At 56.9% G+C, this 18555-nt stretch carries 15 protein-coding genes; 11 read left to right on the top strand and 4 right to left on the bottom strand.

Translation table 11 applies throughout. The annotated features are described in order from the left end of the window. Positions 1–92: 92 nt before the first annotated feature. From J2X15_RS12455 to J2X15_RS12410, 10 genes are all read left to right on the top strand, one after another. Complete coding sequence (locus J2X15_RS12455) at positions 93–2717, top strand: CHASE2 domain-containing serine/threonine-protein kinase (RefSeq protein ID WP_310343314.1); 2625 nt, start codon at positions 93–95, stop codon at positions 2715–2717. Positions 2718–2724: 7 nt separating this feature from the next. Then, positions 2725–3510: a Stp1/IreP family PP2C-type Ser/Thr phosphatase gene (locus J2X15_RS12450; protein ID WP_310343311.1), complete on the top strand. Its 786-nt coding sequence runs from the start codon at positions 2725–2727 to the stop codon at positions 3508–3510. 46 nt (positions 3511–3556) lie between these two features. After that, on the top strand, positions 3557–4222 hold the full coding sequence (locus J2X15_RS12445; protein WP_310343309.1) for an FHA domain-containing protein: 666 nt from the start codon (positions 3557–3559) through the stop codon (positions 4220–4222). A 54-nt stretch (positions 4223–4276) separates the two neighbouring features. Continuing rightward, on the top strand, positions 4277–6526 hold the full coding sequence (locus J2X15_RS12440; protein ID WP_310343307.1) for a CHASE2 domain-containing protein: 2250 nt from the start codon (positions 4277–4279) through the stop codon (positions 6524–6526). Positions 6527–6537: 11 nt separating this feature from the next. Continuing rightward, positions 6538–7329: a 3',5'-cyclic-nucleotide phosphodiesterase gene (locus J2X15_RS12435; protein WP_310343305.1), complete on the top strand. Its 792-nt coding sequence runs from the start codon at positions 6538–6540 to the stop codon at positions 7327–7329. Further along, positions 7326–9746, top strand: coding sequence for a GspE/PulE family protein (locus J2X15_RS12430; protein ID WP_310343301.1), 2421 nt, complete (start codon positions 7326–7328; stop codon positions 9744–9746). Before J2X15_RS12435 ends, J2X15_RS12430 begins: the two co-directional genes overlap by 4 nt. Before the next feature lie 159 nt (positions 9747–9905). Then, on the top strand, positions 9906–10391 hold the full coding sequence (locus tag J2X15_RS12425) for a pilin (protein WP_310343297.1): 486 nt from the start codon (positions 9906–9908) through the stop codon (positions 10389–10391). A 42-nt stretch (positions 10392–10433) separates the two neighbouring features. Then, entirely contained in the window at positions 10434–12122 is a 1689-nt protein-coding gene (locus tag J2X15_RS12420; RefSeq protein WP_310343295.1) for a PglL family O-oligosaccharyltransferase, read from the top strand. A gap of 28 nt (positions 12123–12150) precedes the next feature. Next, positions 12151–13083, top strand: a complete 933-nt coding sequence (tfpZ, locus tag J2X15_RS12415) for a TfpX/TfpZ family type IV pilin accessory protein (RefSeq protein ID WP_310343292.1) — start codon at positions 12151–12153, stop codon at positions 13081–13083. 77 nt (positions 13084–13160) lie between these two features. Next, positions 13161–14633 carry a M48 family metalloprotease gene (locus tag J2X15_RS12410; protein ID WP_310343289.1) on the top strand — a complete coding sequence of 491 codons (1473 nt, stop codon included), beginning with the start codon at positions 13161–13163 and terminating at the stop codon, positions 14631–14633. Here J2X15_RS12410 and J2X15_RS12405 read toward each other — a convergent pair. Both J2X15_RS12405 and J2X15_RS12400 read right to left on the bottom strand, forming a co-directional pair. Beyond that, positions 14604–14954, bottom strand: a complete 351-nt coding sequence (locus J2X15_RS12405; RefSeq protein ID WP_310343286.1) for a phage holin family protein — start codon at positions 14952–14954, stop codon at positions 14604–14606. The two genes, J2X15_RS12410 and J2X15_RS12405, sit on opposite strands and share 30 nt — an antisense overlap. A gap of 29 nt (positions 14955–14983) precedes the next feature. Continuing rightward, positions 14984–15694, bottom strand: coding sequence for a TerC family protein (locus J2X15_RS12400; RefSeq protein ID WP_310343284.1), 711 nt, complete (start codon positions 15692–15694; stop codon positions 14984–14986). Positions 15695–16016: 322 nt separating this feature from the next. Here J2X15_RS12400 and J2X15_RS12395 point away from each other — a divergent pair, with 322 nt between their 5' ends. Further along, entirely contained in the window at positions 16017–16454 is a 438-nt protein-coding gene (locus J2X15_RS12395) for a DUF3717 domain-containing protein (protein ID WP_310343282.1), read from the top strand. A gap of 75 nt (positions 16455–16529) precedes the next feature. Here the strand turns inward: J2X15_RS12395 and J2X15_RS12390 are convergent, their stop codons facing one another. Both J2X15_RS12390 and purB read right to left on the bottom strand, forming a co-directional pair. Further along, entirely contained in the window at positions 16530–17090 is a 561-nt protein-coding gene (locus J2X15_RS12390; RefSeq protein WP_310343281.1) for a YaeQ family protein, read from the bottom strand. Next, positions 17090–18469, bottom strand: coding sequence for an adenylosuccinate lyase (gene purB / locus J2X15_RS12385; protein ID WP_310343279.1), 1380 nt, complete (start codon positions 18467–18469; stop codon positions 17090–17092). Before purB ends, J2X15_RS12390 begins: the two co-directional genes overlap by 1 nt. Positions 18470–18555: the final 86 nt, after the last annotated feature.

Here is an 18555-nt window from a genome sequence, read left to right as displayed (position 1 = left end):
AGGCATGGTGTTGGGGGTAGCAATTGGCGAAATCTTCTTCAAAGACGCAATCATTCTGGCGCGCGGACTGGCTTGCCGGGTTGGCGATCGTGGTGGCAGCCGTGGTACTGCACCTGTCCACCGATTTCATTGGGACTTTGGAGCGCCGCTTTTACGATTTCGCAAGCACCAGCACCTCGCGGCAGCCCTCAGACCGCATCGCGGTCATTGCCATTGATGACCAAAGCATCGCCAACCTGGGTCGCTGGCCCTGGCCCAGAGACATCCATGCCAAGCTGATCGACACGCTGGCTGCGGCGAAAGCCAAGACCATCGTGCACACCGCGTTCTTTTTTGAGCCCCAGGTGGATCCGGGCCTCGTTTTCATCCGCAAGATGAAGGCCGCATTGGATGCGCCTGCCGATGGGGCGGCAGCCAATGAATCGGTAGTGAAGCTGATCGCGGAGGCTGAGACTGCGCTGGATACCGATGCCAAATTGGCAACCAGCCTGCAGAATGCTGGCAATGTGTTGATCCCGTCAGTGTTCACCCTGGGCGAACCCCAAGGCCGACCCGATAACCCGCTTCCCTCTTACGCGCTGAAAAGTGCCCTGGATGATGCCAATGGGTTTTCCATTCCCGCCGTACGTGGGCAGCAGCCTATTGAGAGCGTGGGGAATGCCGCAGCCGGTATTGGGCACTTGAACCAGTTTCCCGACGTGGATGGTGCGGTTCGTTTAGAGCCCTTGCTGGTGAACTACTACGGCAAGGCAGTGCCCTCCATGGCGCTGTTGGCCGCCTTCAAGAGCTTGAACCTTTCCCCCGCGGACGTGAAACTCAACCCCGGCGATTCGGTCCAAATTGGCAAACTGAAGGTCAAAACCGATGAAGCGGCATTGATGTTGCCGCAGTTTTACAAGGGGCGGGACGGCAAACCAGCCTTCGCAGTGGATTCTTTCTATGATGTGCTGACAGGGAAAATCCCTGCGAGCAAGTATGCCGACAAGATCGTCATCATTGGTGCCACAGCTGCGGGCGTGGGCGTTCAATTTCCGGTGCCTGGTAACGCAGCCTTGTCACCCGCGGAAACCATCGCCCACATTACGTCGAGCATCTTGAGTGAGCACTTTATCGTGCAGCCTAGTTGGGGCGTGTGGATCAGCCTGCTGGCCTTCTTGGTTGTGGTGGTTTATGTCGTCGCAGGCTTGCCGCGTTTGTCGGCCGCCACGGCCGCAGCGGTGACCTTGGGTTTGTTTGTCGCCTTGTTGGTCGTGGAGTTTGGTCTGCTGTCGGCTGCCGCCACTTGGTTGAAGCTGGTGTTTCCTGCCACGGTGTTGGTCTTGGGTCATTTGGCATTAACGACCAAGCGTTTTCTGGTCACCGAAGCAGGCAAGGTCAAGGCCGATGAAGAGTCTGCGGAGACCAATCGCATGATGGGTCTGGCTCTGCAAGGCCAGGGGCAGTTGGACATGGCTTTTGACCGTTTCCGTCGCGTGCCTTTGGCGGAGGCGGTGATGGGCAATTTGTATAGCTTGGCGCTGGACTTTGAGCGCAAACGCCAGTTCAACAAAGCGGAGGCTGTTTACGAGCACATGGCCGCGTTCGACAAGAACTACAAGGACATCCAGACCAAGTTGAGTCGCGCCAAAAACCTCTCGGAAACCGTGATATTGGGTGGAGGTGGAGGTCATCCTGGAGGCACCATGCTGTTGGATGGTGGTGCTGTCGAGAAGCCCATGCTGGGTCGTTACCAGGTGGAAAAAGAGCTTGGCAAGGGCGCGATGGGCGTGGTGTATTTGGGCAAGGATCCCAAGATCGGTCGGGTTGTGGCCATCAAAACTATGGCGCTGAGTCAAGAGTTTGCCGGCGAAGAACTGACGGACGCCCGAGAGCGTTTCTTCCGGGAGGCAGAGACCGCTGGCCGCCTGCAACACCAAAACATCGTGACCATTTTCGATGCGGGTGAAGAACATGACCTGGCGTATATCGCCATGGAGTTTCTCAAAGGGCGTGACTTGGTCGAGTTTTGCAAGGGCGACAATTTGTTGCCCGTGCCGCTGGTGTTGAGTTTGGTGGCCAGAGTCGCCGAGGCGCTAGCGTATGCGCACAAGCAGTCGGTGGTACACCGTGATATCAAGCCCGCCAACATCATGTACGAGCGCGAAACCGATACGGTCAAGGTCACCGACTTTGGCATTGCGCGCATTACCGACTCCAGCAAGACCAAAACGGGGCTCGTGTTAGGGACGCCCAGTTTCATGTCTCCCGAGCAGTTGGCCGGTAAAAAAGTGGATGGCCGATCCGACTTGTATTCACTGGGCGTCATGCTGTTTCAATTGCTGACGGGTGTGTTGCCCTTCCGGGGTGACTCCATGGCTGAACTGATGTTCAAAATTGCCAACGAAGAGGCGCCAGACATACGTGTTGTGCGGCCAGACTTGCCTGTGTCTCTGGCGAATGTGGTTGCCCTGTCTCTGAGCAAGCGCCCTGAGTTGCGCTATCAGGATGGCGACCAATTTGCGACCGATTTGCGCGAAGCAATCGGAGGGCTGGACTCCTCTAGAGCAGCAATGGCGCGTCCTGCATTAGCTGTGGCGGCAGGGGCGGAAGAAAAAACGCAGGCGTTTGTGGCCGCCAACCCTAAGGCTCAAAGCAATTTCGATCAAACCGTTGCGCAGCCCGCGACGGGAGCGCCCGGGCCAACAGCCGCGGGTGCTGACACGGATATTCAGATCTAAAACAACAATGATGTACCACTTTTGTGCGCAAACGGACCCTGGTCGCGCTCGCGATAACAACGAAGACTCTGTCGCTTTCGAAGAGTCTGCCCGGGTCGCGGTTCTGGCGGACGGCATGGGCGGATATAACGCAGGTGAGATTGCCAGCGGCATGGCCACTGCTTTCATCAAATCAGAATTGAGCCGCTGGCTGCTAGAGGCCGGTGCTACGGCGCAGGCCAAGGAGGTGCGCCGTGCCATGGAAATTTGCGTGGACAACGCTAACCTAGCGATTTTCAATTCTGCCAATTCCAATGCTGCGTACTCGGGCATGGGAACCACCCTGGTGGTGGGGGTTTTTCGCGACGATCGCTTGTTGCTCGGCCACATCGGTGATTCCCGTTGCTACCGACTGCGGGGCGGGCAATTGACCCAAATCACCAAAGACCATTCCCTGCTGCAAGAGCAAATTGATGCGGGCTTGATTACCCAGGAGCAGGCGGCGACCTCGTCCATCAAAAATTTGGTGACGCGGGCTTTGGGGGTGGAAGAGGTTGTGATGCTGGACGTCAACGAACACGTCGTTGAGCCCGGGGACCTGTATTTGATGTGCTCGGACGGCTTGTCCGACATGGTTGACGATGAACTAATCGCTAGAATTGTCGTTGGCGACTCCGGTCTGGATCAAAAGGCGGGCTTGTTGATTGATGCTGCCAACGACAATGGTGGGCGGGACAATATTTCCGTGCTGATAGTCTCTGCAAGTGAAGCCGCAGAAAAGCGTGGTTTGATCGCTCGGCTGCTAGGGAAGTAGAGTTGTTACATTTTCCAAAAACCAATTACAGGAAAAGGAGTCGATCATGCCGAAAATGATCGTTTCGATCGATGAGGTCGTGATCAAGGAAGTTCAGCTCACCAAAGAGCGCACGACGTTGGGGCGCCGTCCTTACAACGACATCGTGATTGACAATTTGGCAGTGAGTGGTGAGCACGCCGTGCTCCAAATGACTGGTAGCGAAGTTTTCCTGGAGGACTTGAACAGCACCAACGGCACCTACATCAACGGCAAGGCTGTGAAAAAGCAGCAGTTGCACAACGGTGATGGTATCGAGATTGGGAAGTACAAAATCAAGTTCGTGGGTGATGGTGTTGTCGACAACTTTGACAAAACCATGGTGGTGCGCGCGCGCCCTGCGGTGGCACCCCAAGCGGCGCCTGCTTCCGGATACCCCACTTCAGCAGGCGACTCCACTGGCATCGGGGCATTCCACGCTGCGATCAAAGTGCTTTCGGGCGCCGCTTCGGGGCGTGAAGTGCCTTTGACCAAGGTCGTGACTACCATCGGCAAGCCCGGTGTTGCAGTGGCCGCGATCACGCGGCGACAGCATGGCTATGTGGTGCACCATGTGGAAGGGGCGGGCAATCCTACTTTGAATGGTTCACCGATCGGTTCTGACCCCATTTCGCTGAAGAATGGCGATTTGGTGGAGTTGGCGGGAACGCAAATGCAATTCGTCCAAACCTGAGCTGGTCGAAATCCGGCCTGATCACATGCAGATTGGAATTCAGCCTGGTTTGAAATGCGGTCGCTAACCAGGCATTGGCCCCGCATCGCGGTGACCCTGATCCCCGTGATTTTGGCACTGTTGCATGCGGTTGGCGTGGTGCGTATTGGTGTTTTGCAGCGGCTGGACGACATCATTTATGACGCTCGTCTGCGGGCCACCATGCCCAACACGCAGGATGACCGGATTGTCATCGTCAATATTGACGAAAAAAGCTTGGCTGAGGTGGGGCGCTGGCCCTGGGGCAGAAACAAACTCGCTCAGTTGATCACCACCTTATTCGATGAGCAGCAGATTGCACTCATTGGCTTTGACGTGGTCTTTGCCGAGGCGGACGAGAGCTCCGGTCTGACCCGGCTTAATGAGCTGGCTCGCAACGAATTTCGCGATCAGGCCGGGTTTTCTGACCGCTTGCGCCAGTTGCAACCGGAACTCGATTTCGACGCGGCCTTTGCGCGTGCCATTGCCAACCGCCCGGTCGTTATGGGGTATTACTTGACGAGCGATGGCGAAGGCCGCTCCAACGGAACTTTGCCGGCCCCTGTATTGACTCCAGACGTATTGCAGGGGCGCCCCATCAAGGCGACTTCTTGGAATGGATTTGGCTCCAATATTGACCAGCTAGCCAAGGCGGCGCCATTGGCAGGGTTTTTCAATTCAATTACCGACGGGGATGGGGTTGTTCGGTCCTTGCCCTTGTTGGCTGAATACAAGGGACAGTATTACGAGTCCATCTCTTTGGCGATGTTTCGCGCCATTGCAGGCATGCCCAAAGTGGCCCCCGGGTTTTCCAACGAGAAATTCCTGGCTCGCAGCTATCAGGGCATGGACCGTGTATTGCTCAAGCAGGGAGAAAAAGCACTGGCCATTCCGGTAGATGAGCGTGTGGCCACGCTGGTGCCATATCGGGGGCGGGGTGGTGTGCAGGGCGGTTCGTTCCGGTATGTGTCCGCATCTGATGTGCTGTCCAAAAAGCTGCCACTCCATAGCCTGAAGGACAAAATCATTTTGCTGGGGACCACCGCACCGGGTCTGCTGGATTTGCGAGTGACCCCGGTGGGGGAGACCTATCCTGGGGTAGAGACCCACGCCAACATCATTTCTGCACTGTTGGATGGCAGTGTATTGGTGAAACCGGACTATGCAGTGGGCTATGAGGTTGTCATTCTCACTTTGGCAGGTTTGTTGTTGTCCATTGGACTGCCTCTGCTATCGGCGCCGCGAGCAGTGCTGTTGAGCGTGGCGGTGGTGAGCGTGCTGGTACTCACCAACCTATGGCTTTACCTATCGTACGGCTTGGTGCTGCCGTTGGCTTCTGCGCTCACCATGGCTATTACCGCTTTTGGTCTCAATATGAGTTACGGCTACTTTGTAGAGAGCCGTTCCAAACGTGAATTGGCCAATCTGTTTGGTACTTATGTTCCACCCGAGCTGGTGGATGAAATGGTCAAGGACCCTGACAGCTACAGCATGAAGGCAACCAATCGCGAGTTGACAGTGATGTTCTGCGATATGCGCGGTTTCACCAAAATGTCGGAGCGGATGGAGCCCACACAACTGCAAGAGTTGCTCACCGGGGTGTTTAGTCGACTGACGAGTTTGATTCGCGCGAACCGCGGAACGATCGACAAATACATGGGCGATTGCGTCATGGCGTTTTGGGGCGCTCCGGTGGAGACCGCTGAGCACGCCCATTTGGCCGTCAAGTCCTCCATGGAAATGGCCAATGCCATTCGAGAGATCAACCTGGAACACCGTGCCAAGGGCCTGCCGGAGATCGGAATTGGGATTGGCTTGAACACCGGCACCATGTGTGTCGGAGACATGGGGTCGAACATTCGTCGCAGCTACACCGTGATTGGTGATGCGGTCAATCTGGGATCTCGGCTTGAAGGCCTGTCCAAGGCTTACGGCTTGGATATCGTGGTAAGCGAAGCCACACGTAAATTGGCGCCAGATTTCGCGTGGCAGGAGTTGGACCGGGTTCGGGTGAAGGGTAAGGAACAAGCAGTGGCGATCTTCTGGCCTTTGGCGCCGCTTGCGCGGGTGAGTGCTGAGGTCGCGGACGAGGTCAAGACTTGGGCGCAATTTCTCAAGGCCTACAGGGCGCAAAATTGGGATCAGGCAGATGTGTTGCTTATCAATTTGATGCGCATGAATGCCAAAAAATACCTTTACCAGTTGTACTCTGAGCGGGTAGCCTCTATGCGGTTGCTCCCATTCGATCCAGAATGGGATGGCGCCACCAACTTCGAAACCAAATAGGGCCTCGTTTTGTGAAAGTACGCGTACTTGGCTGCTCGGGCGCCATCGCCCAAGAGTGCCGGACCACCTCATTCCTTGTAGGTCGCCAAATTTTGGTGGACGCAGGGACCGGTGTGGGCGATCTGACGTTGGAGGAAATGGGGCAAGTTGACCATGTGTTTTTGACCCATTCGCACCTGGATCACATTGCAGCCTTGCCACTAATGGTCGATGCCGTAGCTTCGCAACGGCAATCACCAATTGCTATCTACGCACTGTCAGGCACGATCGCGGCCCTTAAAGCCCACATCTTTAACGATATCATCTGGCCCGATTTTTCGCGAATTCCTACAGTGCAGGCTCCGTTTGTACGGTTTGTGGAAATACAAGTAGGTCAGGTTTTAGAGTTGGCGGGAAGCCGCATCGAAGTATTGCCGGCGGTCCATACGGTGCCTGCGGTGGGGTTCGCGGTCTCTGCAGGGGCTGGGCATTGGGTCTTCACGGGTGACACGGAGCGCAATCCTGCGTTGTGGACCCGTATTAACCAGTTGGACGTAGCCATGTTGGTCATTGAAACGGCGTTCAGCAACCGCGAAAAAGAATTGGCTCGCAAGAGTCTGCATTTGTCGCCGAGTGCCCTGGCCAAGGAGCTGGACTGCATTCGCAAGGGCAAAAGTTTCCCCATCTACATCACCCACACCAAGCCAGCTGAAACTGAGTTGATCATGGCCGAGATACAGCGATTCGACCAGACCTTGCCTTTCGGCCCGGATGTGACGCATGACATTCGGTGGTTGCGCGCGGGGCAGGAGTTTGAGATATGAGCGTGGTTATACAGCCCAGCGGAGCCGAGCGATCGTCCGAGCAGGCTTTTTTTGAGTCACAGAAGTTGCCTTCCAAAAAAAGAGGTATGACCTTTGAGGCGCTTTTTTATCGGCAACTGCACCAGGTCACGGCACGCATTCACGATACGGAACAGCTTGAGCAAATCATGCTGGAGACCAGCCAGGAAATTTGCAAACTGCTGAATGCCGATCGCTTGACCTTGTATGCGGTGACGGAAGATCAGACGGCGATTATTTCCAAAATCAAAACGGGTTTGAACAGTAGCCGGGATTTGAAGCTGCCCATCTCTCCGCAGAGCCTGGCAGGCTACGCCGCATTCAGCCGAACCGCTCTCAATCTGCCTGACGTGTATGACGAAGACGCGCTCAAACGGATCCATCCTTCGTTGACGTTCTTGAAAGAGGTCGACAAACGCTCTGGCTATCGTACGAAACAAATGCTGGTCGCCCCCATCATGGACGGAGGAACCCTGCATGGAGTCTTGCAAGTCATCAACAACAAAAGTGATGAACCCTTCGGCGAGCTTGAGGTAGATGGTGTTACTGAGTTGTGCAAAACGCTAGCTACGGCCATTCGCCAGCGTGTCAAAGGGCCGGAAGGCGGCATACAGCGGAAGACCACCAAATACGATGGGCTGATTTCTGACGGCATACTGACCGAGCAAGAGCTCGCCCAGTGCGTGCAAGATGCCCGCAATGAAGGTCAGTCCGTGGAACAACGCTTGATGGCTGACTACAGCATCAAACCGGCACAGCTGGGAAGCGCACTAGCCAAATTCTTTGGTGTTCCCTACGAGCCTTTCAATCCCGGGCGCATTCGGTCGGAGATGCTGCAAGGGGCTCTCAAGCGTGAGTTCATCGAAGAGCAGGAATGGATGCCACTGGAGGAGTCTCCAGATGGCTTGGTCATCATGTGTGTGGATCCGGAGGCGGTCAAAGGTTCTCGGGTCGTGCCGCAGGTGTTTCCACGCGTTACCAAGTTTGCCTACCGGGTGACAACGCTGGTCGAGTTTCGTGAAACGTTGGCGCAGTTGTTTGGTGCCGCGGCTGACAGCAGCACGATTGACCAGTTGCTTGCCGACATGGACGGTGGCCCCATAGACGATGGGAACAATGATGAGTCACTGGAGTCGGCGGCGGCGGACAACGAGCTCGTGAAGTTCGTTAACAAGGTGATCATCGACGCTTACAACCAAAAGGTGTCGGATATCCACATCGAGCCCATGCCGGGCAAGTTCAAGACTGGCATCCGCTTTCGGATTGACGGAAGCCTAGTGCCTTACGTAGAGGTACCTGCACATTTCAGACAAGCCATGGTGACCCGTCTGAAAATCATGTGTGACCTTGATATCTCCGAGCGGCGCAAGCCGCAGGATGGCAAGATCAAGTTCAAGAAGTACGGGCCATTGGACATTGAGTTGCGCGTGGCAACCATTCCCTCCGCGGGCGGTGTGGAAGACGTGGTCATGCGGATTCTGGCTGCGGGTGAGCCAATTCCTTTGGAGAAATTGGGCCTTACTCCGCATAACAAGGCGCGACTGGAAGCCACAGTCAGCAAGCCGTACGGCTTGTTCTATGTGTGTGGACCCACGGGCTCGGGTAAAACCACTACGCTGCATTCCATCCTGAAGTTTCTGAACACACCAGACACGAAAATCTGGACAGCCGAGGACCCCGTGGAAATTACACAGAAGGGGTTGCGGCAGGTTCAGATCAACAAAAAAGCGGGAATTGACTTCGCGTTGGTCATGCGTGCTTTTTTGCGGGCGGACCCGGACATCATCATGGTGGGTGAGTCGCGCGACAAAGAAACCGTATCCATGGGCGTGGAGGCATCGCTCACAGGTCACATGGTGTTCTCCACGCTGCACACCAACTCCGCACCGGAGTCCATTACCCGCTTGCTGGATATGGGGATGGATCCGTTTAACTTCGCCGATGCGCTGCTGGGAATCTTGGCACAGCGTTTGGCCAAGAAGTTATGTGATTGCAAGGCCGCCTATGTGCCCGATGCCGAAGAGATGCGCCTTTTCGCGGCTGAATATGCAGAAGAATTGCGTCACACACAGAGCTGGAAGCAGGACTACGCAGGTGAAAGCAAAAAGATGGTCGACAAATGGATGCAGGCCTACGGGGACAGCGGACAACTCAAGCTCTACAAAGCCGTCGGCTGCGATAAGTGCAACAAGACGGGGTACAAGGGGCGTATTGGCCTGCATGAGCTCATGGTGGCCGATGACGCGGTGAAAAAGCTCATTCAAGAGCGCTCTCGTGTGGCCGAATTGTTCTCTGCCGCGGTGGAGGGGGGCATGCGCACCCTTAAGATGGACGGCATGGAGAAGATCATGATGGGGCTGACGGATTTGAAGATGGTGAGACAGGTCTGTATTAAATAATCGCCAAGAGTGACATTTATGTCACTAATTTGGTTGGATTTGTCGGAAAGGGTGTCTGATAGTTGAAAAAAGCTTACCAAAAATGTGTTTTGGTAGCGCTGGACGGTTGGCACGAAGTCTGCTGATCAATAGCTCTCTTGTTTCTTTTTGGAGCTCAATATGAAGCGCACTTTGCAAAAGGGTTTTACCCTGATCGAATTGATGATCGTGGTTGCGATTATTGGTATTTTGGCTGCGGTGGCCCTCCCTGCTTATCAGGATTACACCGTACGTGCGAAGATGTCTGAAGTAGTGCTTGCGGCGTCCTCTTGCCGAACCACCATCACGGAGATTTTCCAATCTGCCTCTGTATTGCCCTCTGCTAATGCTTGGGGTTGTGAATCCAGCCAGGTTGGTGGTGCCTCCAAGTATGTAAATAAAATTGAAACTTCTGATGCTGGCGTTGTTACCGTCACCGCCCAAGGCATTGGTAATTCAAATGTAGATTCCAAGACTGTTTCGTTGGCCCCCTATTCGGATGCTGCAGGTAGTACTCCGATGGCCGTTACCGATGCAGGCAAGGCTGTCGCCGCCTGGAAGTGTGGCCCCGGGGCAATCAATGGCGTTACTGCAAAATATCTGCCTGGTTCTTGCCGCGGTAATTGATTTTGTAAGTTCAACAAAAAGCGCCCTTTGGGCGCTTTTTTTATGTCGCAAATCATCTTTTTTTCACTATTAACGGTTGGCATGCTAGTGCCTGACCATATTCCACCGTGGCAGGCATTTCATAATGAGGCTCCCGTTTTTGTCGGGTTGATCTTTGCGACTATTGCTTCCTTGTTCTCGAAACAAGTCGTCCGCATCCGATGGGTGGGGATGGGCATTTCTATGTTTTTCACTGCCATCGCCCTCTTGCAATGGAGATTCGGTTTGCTGCCTGTGGGAGGGGATGCTTTTTTGTTAGTGATGTATAGCCTAGGCTTTGGTCTGGCCTGGTCGTTGGGTTTTAACTGGAAGGCAAATGAGGGAGCAGCAAGGCTGACTGCAATGGCAATCACATTCGCTTTTGTCGCATGTGTATCGAGTTTCATCGCATTAATTCAATCGACTGGGTTGGATATGGACTTAGCTCCTTGGGTTACGTCAGTGGGGGACTCCGGGCGTGCTATTGGGAATATAGGGCAGCCTAACCAACTTGCCACGCTCTTGCTGATGGGAGTAATAGCCACGTGGATCCTATATCAACAGGCGAAGCTGGGCGGTGCAACAACCATCCTATTGATTGCAGTTATGAGTATGGGGATGGTGTTGAGTCAATCTCGCACAGTATTGCTCTCAGCACTGTGTTTACCCGTTGCCCTTTATCTTATACCGCAGCGCATGCGGGCTAGATTCTCTAAGCGGCCTGTTTGGATCTGGCTGGGCGCACTACTTTTTATGGCGATCAGCTACCGATATGTTGGAAATGTAGTTGTGCTGAATACAGGTACAAGTGGAAACATGGCACGAGAAGTTGTAACTACCGGTACTCGACCTCTCATGTGGACGCAGCTTGTGGCCGGACTCTCGCAGTCCCCTTGGTGGGGATACGGATTTTTGCAAACAGCGACGGCGCAACAACATGGAGCGATGCTGGTTCCCGGTATCGAGCAGACGAATTATTCTCATAACTTAGTGCTAGATCTTTTGGTGTGGTGTGGTGTTCCCGTTGGTGTTTTTGTAACTTGGGTCGGTTCGTGTTGGATAGTGCGCCGTTGGCGCAATGCTGCCGATGAACAAACTGTTTTTGCTTTGCTTTGGCTGCTGCCATTCGCAATACATAGCCTGCTGGAATTCCCTTTTGCTTACGCGTACTTTCTTTTTCCGGTCGGTCTACTCATTGGCGGAATTGATCGCCAATCATCGGCCGATGGCCCCTCACCTACGGAACAGTCGGTGGCATTGCAAAAGCGGGCGTTTGCTGGGGTAGTTGTGTGTTTTTTGTCGCTAGTGACTTTTGCAGGATGGGAATATTTGAGAGTGGAGCAAGATTTCAATATCGCTCGCTTTGAAAATCGTCGCGTTGGGCGAACTCCCGAGGGCTACGAACCGCCTAACTTCACCATACTCAGTCACTTTAGCGTCGTTCTGCATGCGATGAGACTTCGTGCCAAGCCTGGGATGTCGTCTGAAGAATTGGAGGTACTTCGGCTTGCCTGTCAGCGGTTTTCTTGGGCTGCACTACACATGCGGTATTCGACTGCTCTCGCATTAAATGGAGAGCCGAGAAAGGCAAGAGATCAAATGTTGCTTATGCGAAATCTATTCGGCCCCGTCGCATACCAAGAAGCTAAAGATGCTCTTTTAAGTCTTCAGCAACAAACATATCCTGAATTGAATCAAGTCATATTGCCCTAGTTTGGCTGTGGAGCTACTGAGACATTGAATGTTGTTCAAAATGACGAGCAAGGTCGATGGGGAGGCAAAAACGCAGAAAACATCAACTTCGGGTTTGCCCCAGCGTATTTCAACACCGCGTATATTTGGACCAATCGTCTTCAAGTCTGCAGCCGTACATTTGTCAAAAGTAGAGTTTTCCATGCGAATGTTCACAAGCTCCCCCGCATTTTGGCGAGATCGACTGCTTGCAAGTGGACTCCACTTGGGTTTGAGCATGGCCATTGCAATGCTCGCAGCGATGCTCGTCTTCGGGCTGTGGTACCCGTACCCCTACAGAGAGCTCTCCGGGGGGCGGGAGTTGTTCTTCATAGTCGTGACCGTGGATGTAGTCATGGGCCCTCTAATTACGATGGCTATCTTCAACCGCACTAAGCCTCGGTCCGAATTGGGCCGCGATCTAGCTATCGTCGGGGTGCTACAGGCCATTGCGCTAGCCTACGGATTGTGGACGGTCAGCGTTGCCCGTCCAGTTCATCTAGTGTTCGAGATTGACCGGTTCCGCGTAGTGCACGCCATCGATGTGCCCGTAGATTTGTTAGACAAAACCCCTGACGGCATCACCGCGCTCCCGTTGACTGGGCCTAGTTTGTTGGGTGTCCGGGCCTTTAAAGATGAGGCTGAGAAGGTTGACGTCACTATTGCCGCTCTTCAGGGGCTGGAAATTAGCTTCCGACCAGACCTCTGGCAACCTTATACATCCAGTATTGCCGATGTGTTGAGGGCGGCCAAACCTGCGCGTCAGTTGGCAGCGCGCTTTGAGTCGCAAGTGCCGGTGATCGAGGCGATATTGGTTCGTGCTGGACGCACAATGGACAATACGTTGTATCTCCCTCTGGCCGGTCGAAAGGATTTCTGGACAGCCTTCGTGGATCCTGTTACCGCCGGCGTGGTAGCAGTCATGCCGTTGGACTCGTTTTGATGCAGCTACTTGAGAGGAGAGGATTGTTGATTCCGGCGGCTTTCGCGCAGATCGTTATTGTATGTATAGCATGTGTGATGACTAAACCCGCTTGGACGCAAGATACAACTGGCTCAAGCGGATCTTTGCTCCCCAACCTCGGCGACACCACCTCCATCACTCCCAGCGCCGAACGCCGCCTTGGCAACCGCATCGCGCGCGAGCTGTACCGGGACCCGGATTACCTCGATGACCCCGTCATCATGGAGTATGTGCAGGGTATCTGGCAGCCGCTCCTAGCGGCGGCGCGGACGCGGGGGGAGCTGCCGCCGGAGTTGGACGAACAGTATGCCTGGACGATCTTGTTGGGGCGGGATCGCACGGTCAATGCCTTTGCCCTGCCTGGCGCCTATCTGGGGCTGCATTTAGGGCTGGTTGGCGTGGTCACCAGTAGGGATGAGTTAGCAGCGGTGCTGGCGCACGAGCTGAGCCACGTGACCCAGCGGCACATTGCGCGCCTGATCTCGCGCCAGAGTGAACAAACGCCTTGGTTGATCGGGGCCATGATTTTGGGCGCGCTGGCGGCCAGCAAAAACCCCGGGGCGGCGAATGCCGTGATCGTGGGCGGGCAGGCTGCCGCGATACAGACCCAACTGAATTTCTCGCGCGATATGGAGCGGGAAGCAGACCGTGTGGGCTTTGGCGTGGCCTCGCAGGCCGGCTTTGCGCCGCAGGGCTTTGTCAGCATGTTTGAAAAGCTGCAGCAGTCCAACCGCCTCAATGATTCTGGTGGTTTCCCCTACCTTCGCAGCCATCCGCTGACAACGGAGCGCATGGCCGACATGCAGGCGCGCGTACCTGCCAACGGGGCGGCCGCGCCGGTACCGCAATGGGAGCACGCGTTGATCGCTGCACGCGCACGCGTGCTGTCCAACCCGGCGGTTGACGCGCTACGCAATTGGTATTCGGAAGCTGAACCAGCGCGTTTGGCGCAGCAAAGCTCTATGCAACAGGCCGCCACGCTCTATGGCGCTACTCTGGCCGCCACCAAGCTGCGCGACTTTGCGCTGGCCGACGCCTCTCTGGGCCGCTTGGCCATCGCTGCGAAGGGTGATCCACTGGCAGCGCGCCAGGTCCGTTTGCTGGCTGCGGAGCTGGCCTTGGCCAAAGGGGATGGCCCCAAGGCCCTGGCAGCGCTGGGGGAGTCGATGCAGGTCGGCAGCCGTGCGGAGTTGTTATTGCAGGCCCAGGCCCAGCTGCAAGCGGGGCGGGCGGCCCAGGCGGGCCAGCTATTGCAAACCTGGCTGGCCGACAACCCGCTGGATGCGTTGGCTTGGCAAACCCTGGCCAGTGCGTCAGCGGCGCAGGGCAAGACCCTGGCGGCCATCCGCGCTGAGGCCGAGGTCAATATCGCGGAATTGGACTACACGGCAGCGCTAGCGCGCCTGAAGGCCGCACAGGACAGGGCGCGCAGCGGCACGCAAGGTGCCGACCATTTCGAGGCATCCATCGTGGACACCCGAACACGCCAGGTGGAGCAGTTACTTAAAGAACAGGCGCTCGAGCGCTGATTCGATGACCAGGCCCAGTAGGGTGTAAATCAGCGAGCCGATCAGCGCCGCCGTGAAGCCCTGCACATAAAAGCCGTCCAGCACGCCTGCGGCGGACCAGAACATCAGCGCGTTGATGACAAACAGGAACAGGCCCAGCGTCAGGATCGTGAACGGCAAGGTCAACACCACCAGCAGTGGGCGCACCACGGTGTTCAGCAAGCCAATCACGAAGGCTGCAATCAGGGCCGAAGTGAAGCTCTTCACTTCTACGCCGCTGTACAGATGGGCAACCGCCAGCAAGGCGGTTGCGCTCAGAAGCCATTTGATGAGTAATTTCATGCTGCCAGCATAGCACCGGCAAGCCCTGTTTAGCCGTTGAGCGGCGCCGCGGCTTGGGCCCGCTTCTGGCTCCACCAGCCTGCGGCCAGCACGCCAACCACTGCGACGATGTAGACCGCCCAGCGTGCAGCGGCCTGCGTACCGTCGATACCGGATGCATCGCCAAACACCGAGCGCAGCAGCGCCTCGCTCACCACCATCTTGGCAGCCGTGAAAGCCAGTACAGCGGAACCCAGCTGGATGATCAGGGGAAAGCGCTCCACCAGGCGCAGCACTACGGTGCTGCCGAACACCACGATGGGCACGCTGATCAGCAGGCCGATGATGACCAGGTCAAACGCACCATGGGCCGCACCGGCCACGCCCAGCACGTTGTCGATACCCATCAGCGCGTCGGCCACCACGATGGTCTTCATCGCACCCCAGAAGGTGCTGGCCATGGGGCCGTCGTGTTCGTTGCCGCCCTGGTCGGCCAGCAGCTGGTAGGCAATCCACAGCAGCCCCAGTCCGCCCACTAGCATCAGGCCGGGGATCTTCAGCAGCCAGACCACGCCCACCGTCATGATCGAGCGCACGACGATGGCGCCCACGGTACCCCAAACAATGGCTTTGCGCTTGAGATGATCGGGCAGGTTGCGCGCCGCCAGCGCGATGACGATGGCGTTGTCGCCAGCCAGCACCAGATCGATGAGCACGATGGCCAGCAGCGCTGACCACCAGGAGGCAGAGAGAAATTCCATGACAGATCCAGGTTGAAATCGATGTTTCGCACACCGCGCACTGGATCTAGGGGGACTTGGGGGTAATGGGACACCACAAGCACACTTCGATCAAGCCCGCGGCGGGCTCCAATCGAAGGTCTTGCTCAGCAAGGTATGGTGCCTTGCCCAACAAGCCGGAAGCCGAAGCTTCGTATTGACGACTTGCTGAAAACCGCTGGATGGCAGCGGGCGGGAGCTACTCCCCTTCGTGCCCGCAGTGTACTGAGGTGCGGGAAGGGCCTGCGAAACGAGGGGGCTTTGGGCCCGCCGGTATATGATGCGCCCCCTTCTACGGGAATCTATGGCAGGCATCCACATCACCGACATCGAGTCGGCCATCAACTACTGGCGGGCCCGCGAACCCTCGCCCGATGGGGTGGCCTTGCCCGCGCCCACGCGCGCGCTGGCAGAGGTGTATGCCCTGCTGGTCTACTACCATGAGACCGAGGCCGACGAGGCCACCATGCCGCCCAAGGCGCTGGCTGCCTGGCTGGCTTGGTACGAGAGCACGCCCGATACGCCCTGCATCGCCATCTGCTCTACCAGCCAGGGAGACGACTTGTGCAAGGGCTGCGGCCGCACCTTTGAAGAGGTGCAGCTTTGGCCCGAGATGGGTCCAGCCGCCAAGCGCGCCACCTGGCGGCGCATCACACTGGACGCCACCTCCTGGCGGTTTAACAAATACTCAGAGCGCGCGGCCGAAGGCCCGATGCCTGACACAGAAGTGCTACCAAAATAGTAGCTATTGGCGCAGTGTTGACGTGGGCTAGGGGTCTGTTTGGCCCAAAGTGACGCCGCCCAAAGCTGCCTTTGGTCACTTCCAGCGAATCGGCTCGATGTCCACGGTGTTCACGCCATCGCCCAGCATCAACACCCCTTCCTGCACCGTCGCCTGCAGTTGCATGTTGCGCTGTGCCAGCTTGGCCAAGGCCTGCGAAGTGACCGACGGAATGCGCCACACCTGCAGCTTATCCAGCCGACTGAGCTTACCCTCGATGCCCTTCCACCAGATGTCGGCGGAGTGGGCAAAGGGATAGAGCAGCACCGCGTCGGCCTTGTTGCAGGCCTTGCTGATGGGTTTGTCCTCGGGCTGGCCCACTTCGATCCACAGGCGCTTGTGGCCCGTGAAGTCGGTCAGCGACACATCCGGGTCTTCCACGTCTGACAAGCCCGCACCAAATGCCAGCGTGCCATCGCCATTGCACACGCTTTGCAGCTTGTAGGCATTGAACGCCAGCGCGGCCAGCCGCACCATCATGCGTTCATCGGTCTCGCTGGGGTGGCGCGCCAGCGTCAGCGCGTGGTCGGCGTAGTAGCTGTTCTCGATGTCTGCAATCTGCAGGTTGGCCTTGTAGATGGTGGATTTGAGTGCCATCAGACGCGCTTTGCCAGCTCCGAGGCTTTGCCGGTGTAGCTACCCGGAGTCATCGCCAGCAGGCGGTCTTTCTCTTCCTGGGGAATCGCCAGCCCGGCGATGAAACCCTGCATCAGTTCCTTGGTCATGGCTTCGCCGCGAGTGAACTTCTTGAGTTGCTCGTACGGCTGGGGCAGGCCAAAGCGGCGCATCACGGTCTGGATGGGCTCGGCCAGTACTTCCCAGGATGCGTCCAAGTCTTCGGCTATTGCGGTTTCGTTGATTTCCAGCTTGTTCAGCCCGGTCATCAGCGAGCTGTAGGCCAGAACGGCGTAGCCCAAGGCCACGCCCATGTTGCGCAGCACGGTGGAGTCGGTCAGGTCGCGCTGCCAGCGGCTGATGGGCAGCTTCTCGCTCAGGTGGCGCAGCATCGCGTTGGCCAGGCCCAGGTTGCCCTCGGCGTTCTCAAAGTCAATCGGGTTGACCTTGTGCGGCATGGTGGAGGAGCCCACCTCGCCGTCCTTCAGGCGCTGCTTGAAGTAGCCCAGGCTCACATAGCCCCAGATGTCGCGACTCAGGTCGATCAGGATGGTGTTGGTGCGCGCCACGGCGTCAAACAGCTCGGCCATGTAGTCGTGCGGCTCGATCTGGATGCTGTAGGGCTGGAAGGTCAGGCCCAGGCCCAGCGGCTCGTGGGTTTCGATGACCTTGCGGCTGAAGGCTTCCCAGTCGAAGTCGGGCCAGGCGCTTAGGTGGGCGTTGTAGTTGCCCACGGCGCCGTTCATCTTGGCCAGAATCTTGACGGCTGCAATGCGCTCGCAGGCGGCCTGCAGGCGCACCACCACGTTGGCCATCTCCTTGCCCACGGTGGTGGGGCTGGCGGTCTGGCCATGGGTGCGGCTTAGCATGGGTACGTCGGCGTAGGCATGGGCCATGTCGCGCAGCTTGAGCACGATCTTGTCCAGCGCGGGCAGCACCACCACGTCGCGTGCGGAGCGCAACTGCAGGCCGTGGCTGGTGTTGTTGATGTCTTCGCTGGTGCAGGCAAAGTGCACAAACTCGCCAGCCTTCTCCAGCTCGGGGCGCGCCTCGAATTTGGACTTGATCCAGTACTCCACCGCCTTTACATCATGGTTGGTGGTCTTTTCAATAGTCTTAATGGCTTCGCCATCGGCTTCCGAGAAATTCTTGACCAGGCCCAGCAGGTAGGTGCGGGCGCCCGGAGTCAGCGGTTTGAACTCGGCGAAGCCGGCGTCGCTGAGAGCGATGAACCAGGCCACCTCCACCTGTACGCGGCGGTGCATATAGCCCAGTTCGCTGGTGAGGGGGCGCAGGGCGGCGAGCTTGGGGGCGTAACGGCCGTCGAGCGGGGAGAGGGCGGAAATGGCGGAGAAAGTCATCCCCGAATTGTAGGTTGTGCGCCACGCCCGGCCCCATGCCCCGTTCTGGTAAACCCTGCTGGATAGAATCGACCTTCAAGCAACTG

The organism is Rhodoferax saidenbachensis (assembly GCF_031457975.1).
Classification (GTDB): domain Bacteria; phylum Pseudomonadota; class Gammaproteobacteria; order Burkholderiales; family Burkholderiaceae_C; genus Allorhodoferax; species Allorhodoferax saidenbachensis_A.
The sequence above is the reverse complement of the archived record's forward strand: the minus strand, read 5'-3'. Positions and strand labels throughout refer to the sequence as shown.

Excerpts from the sequence above, each read along its gene's own strand:
- J2X15_RS12390 (WP_310343281.1), bottom strand. The coding sequence starts at position 17,090 with ATGGCACTCAAATCCACCATCTACAAGGCCAACCTGCAGATTGCAGAC.
- purB (WP_310343279.1), bottom strand. The coding sequence starts at position 18,469 with ATGACTTTCTCCGCCATTTCCGCCCTCTCCCCGCTCGACGGCCGTTAC.
- J2X15_RS12440 (WP_310343307.1), top strand. The coding sequence starts at position 4,277 with ATGCGGTCGCTAACCAGGCATTGGCCCCGCATCGCGGTGACCCTGATC.
- J2X15_RS12395 (WP_310343282.1), top strand. The coding sequence starts at position 16,017 with ATGGCAGGCATCCACATCACCGACATCGAGTCGGCCATCAACTACTGG.
- J2X15_RS12430 (WP_310343301.1), top strand. The coding sequence starts at position 7,326 with ATGAGCGTGGTTATACAGCCCAGCGGAGCCGAGCGATCGTCCGAGCAG.
- J2X15_RS12420 (WP_310343295.1), top strand. The coding sequence starts at position 10,434 with ATGTCGCAAATCATCTTTTTTTCACTATTAACGGTTGGCATGCTAGTG.
- J2X15_RS12450 (WP_310343311.1), top strand. The coding sequence starts at position 2,725 with ATGATGTACCACTTTTGTGCGCAAACGGACCCTGGTCGCGCTCGCGAT.
- J2X15_RS12410 (WP_310343289.1), top strand. The coding sequence starts at position 13,161 with ATGACTAAACCCGCTTGGACGCAAGATACAACTGGCTCAAGCGGATCT.
- J2X15_RS12400 (WP_310343284.1), bottom strand. The coding sequence starts at position 15,694 with ATGGAATTTCTCTCTGCCTCCTGGTGGTCAGCGCTGCTGGCCATCGTG.
- J2X15_RS12405 (WP_310343286.1), bottom strand. The coding sequence starts at position 14,954 with ATGAAATTACTCATCAAATGGCTTCTGAGCGCAACCGCCTTGCTGGCG.
- J2X15_RS12425 (WP_310343297.1), top strand. The coding sequence starts at position 9,906 with ATGAAGCGCACTTTGCAAAAGGGTTTTACCCTGATCGAATTGATGATC.
- J2X15_RS12445 (WP_310343309.1), top strand. The coding sequence starts at position 3,557 with ATGCCGAAAATGATCGTTTCGATCGATGAGGTCGTGATCAAGGAAGTT.
- tfpZ (WP_310343292.1), top strand. The coding sequence starts at position 12,151 with ATGTTGTTCAAAATGACGAGCAAGGTCGATGGGGAGGCAAAAACGCAG.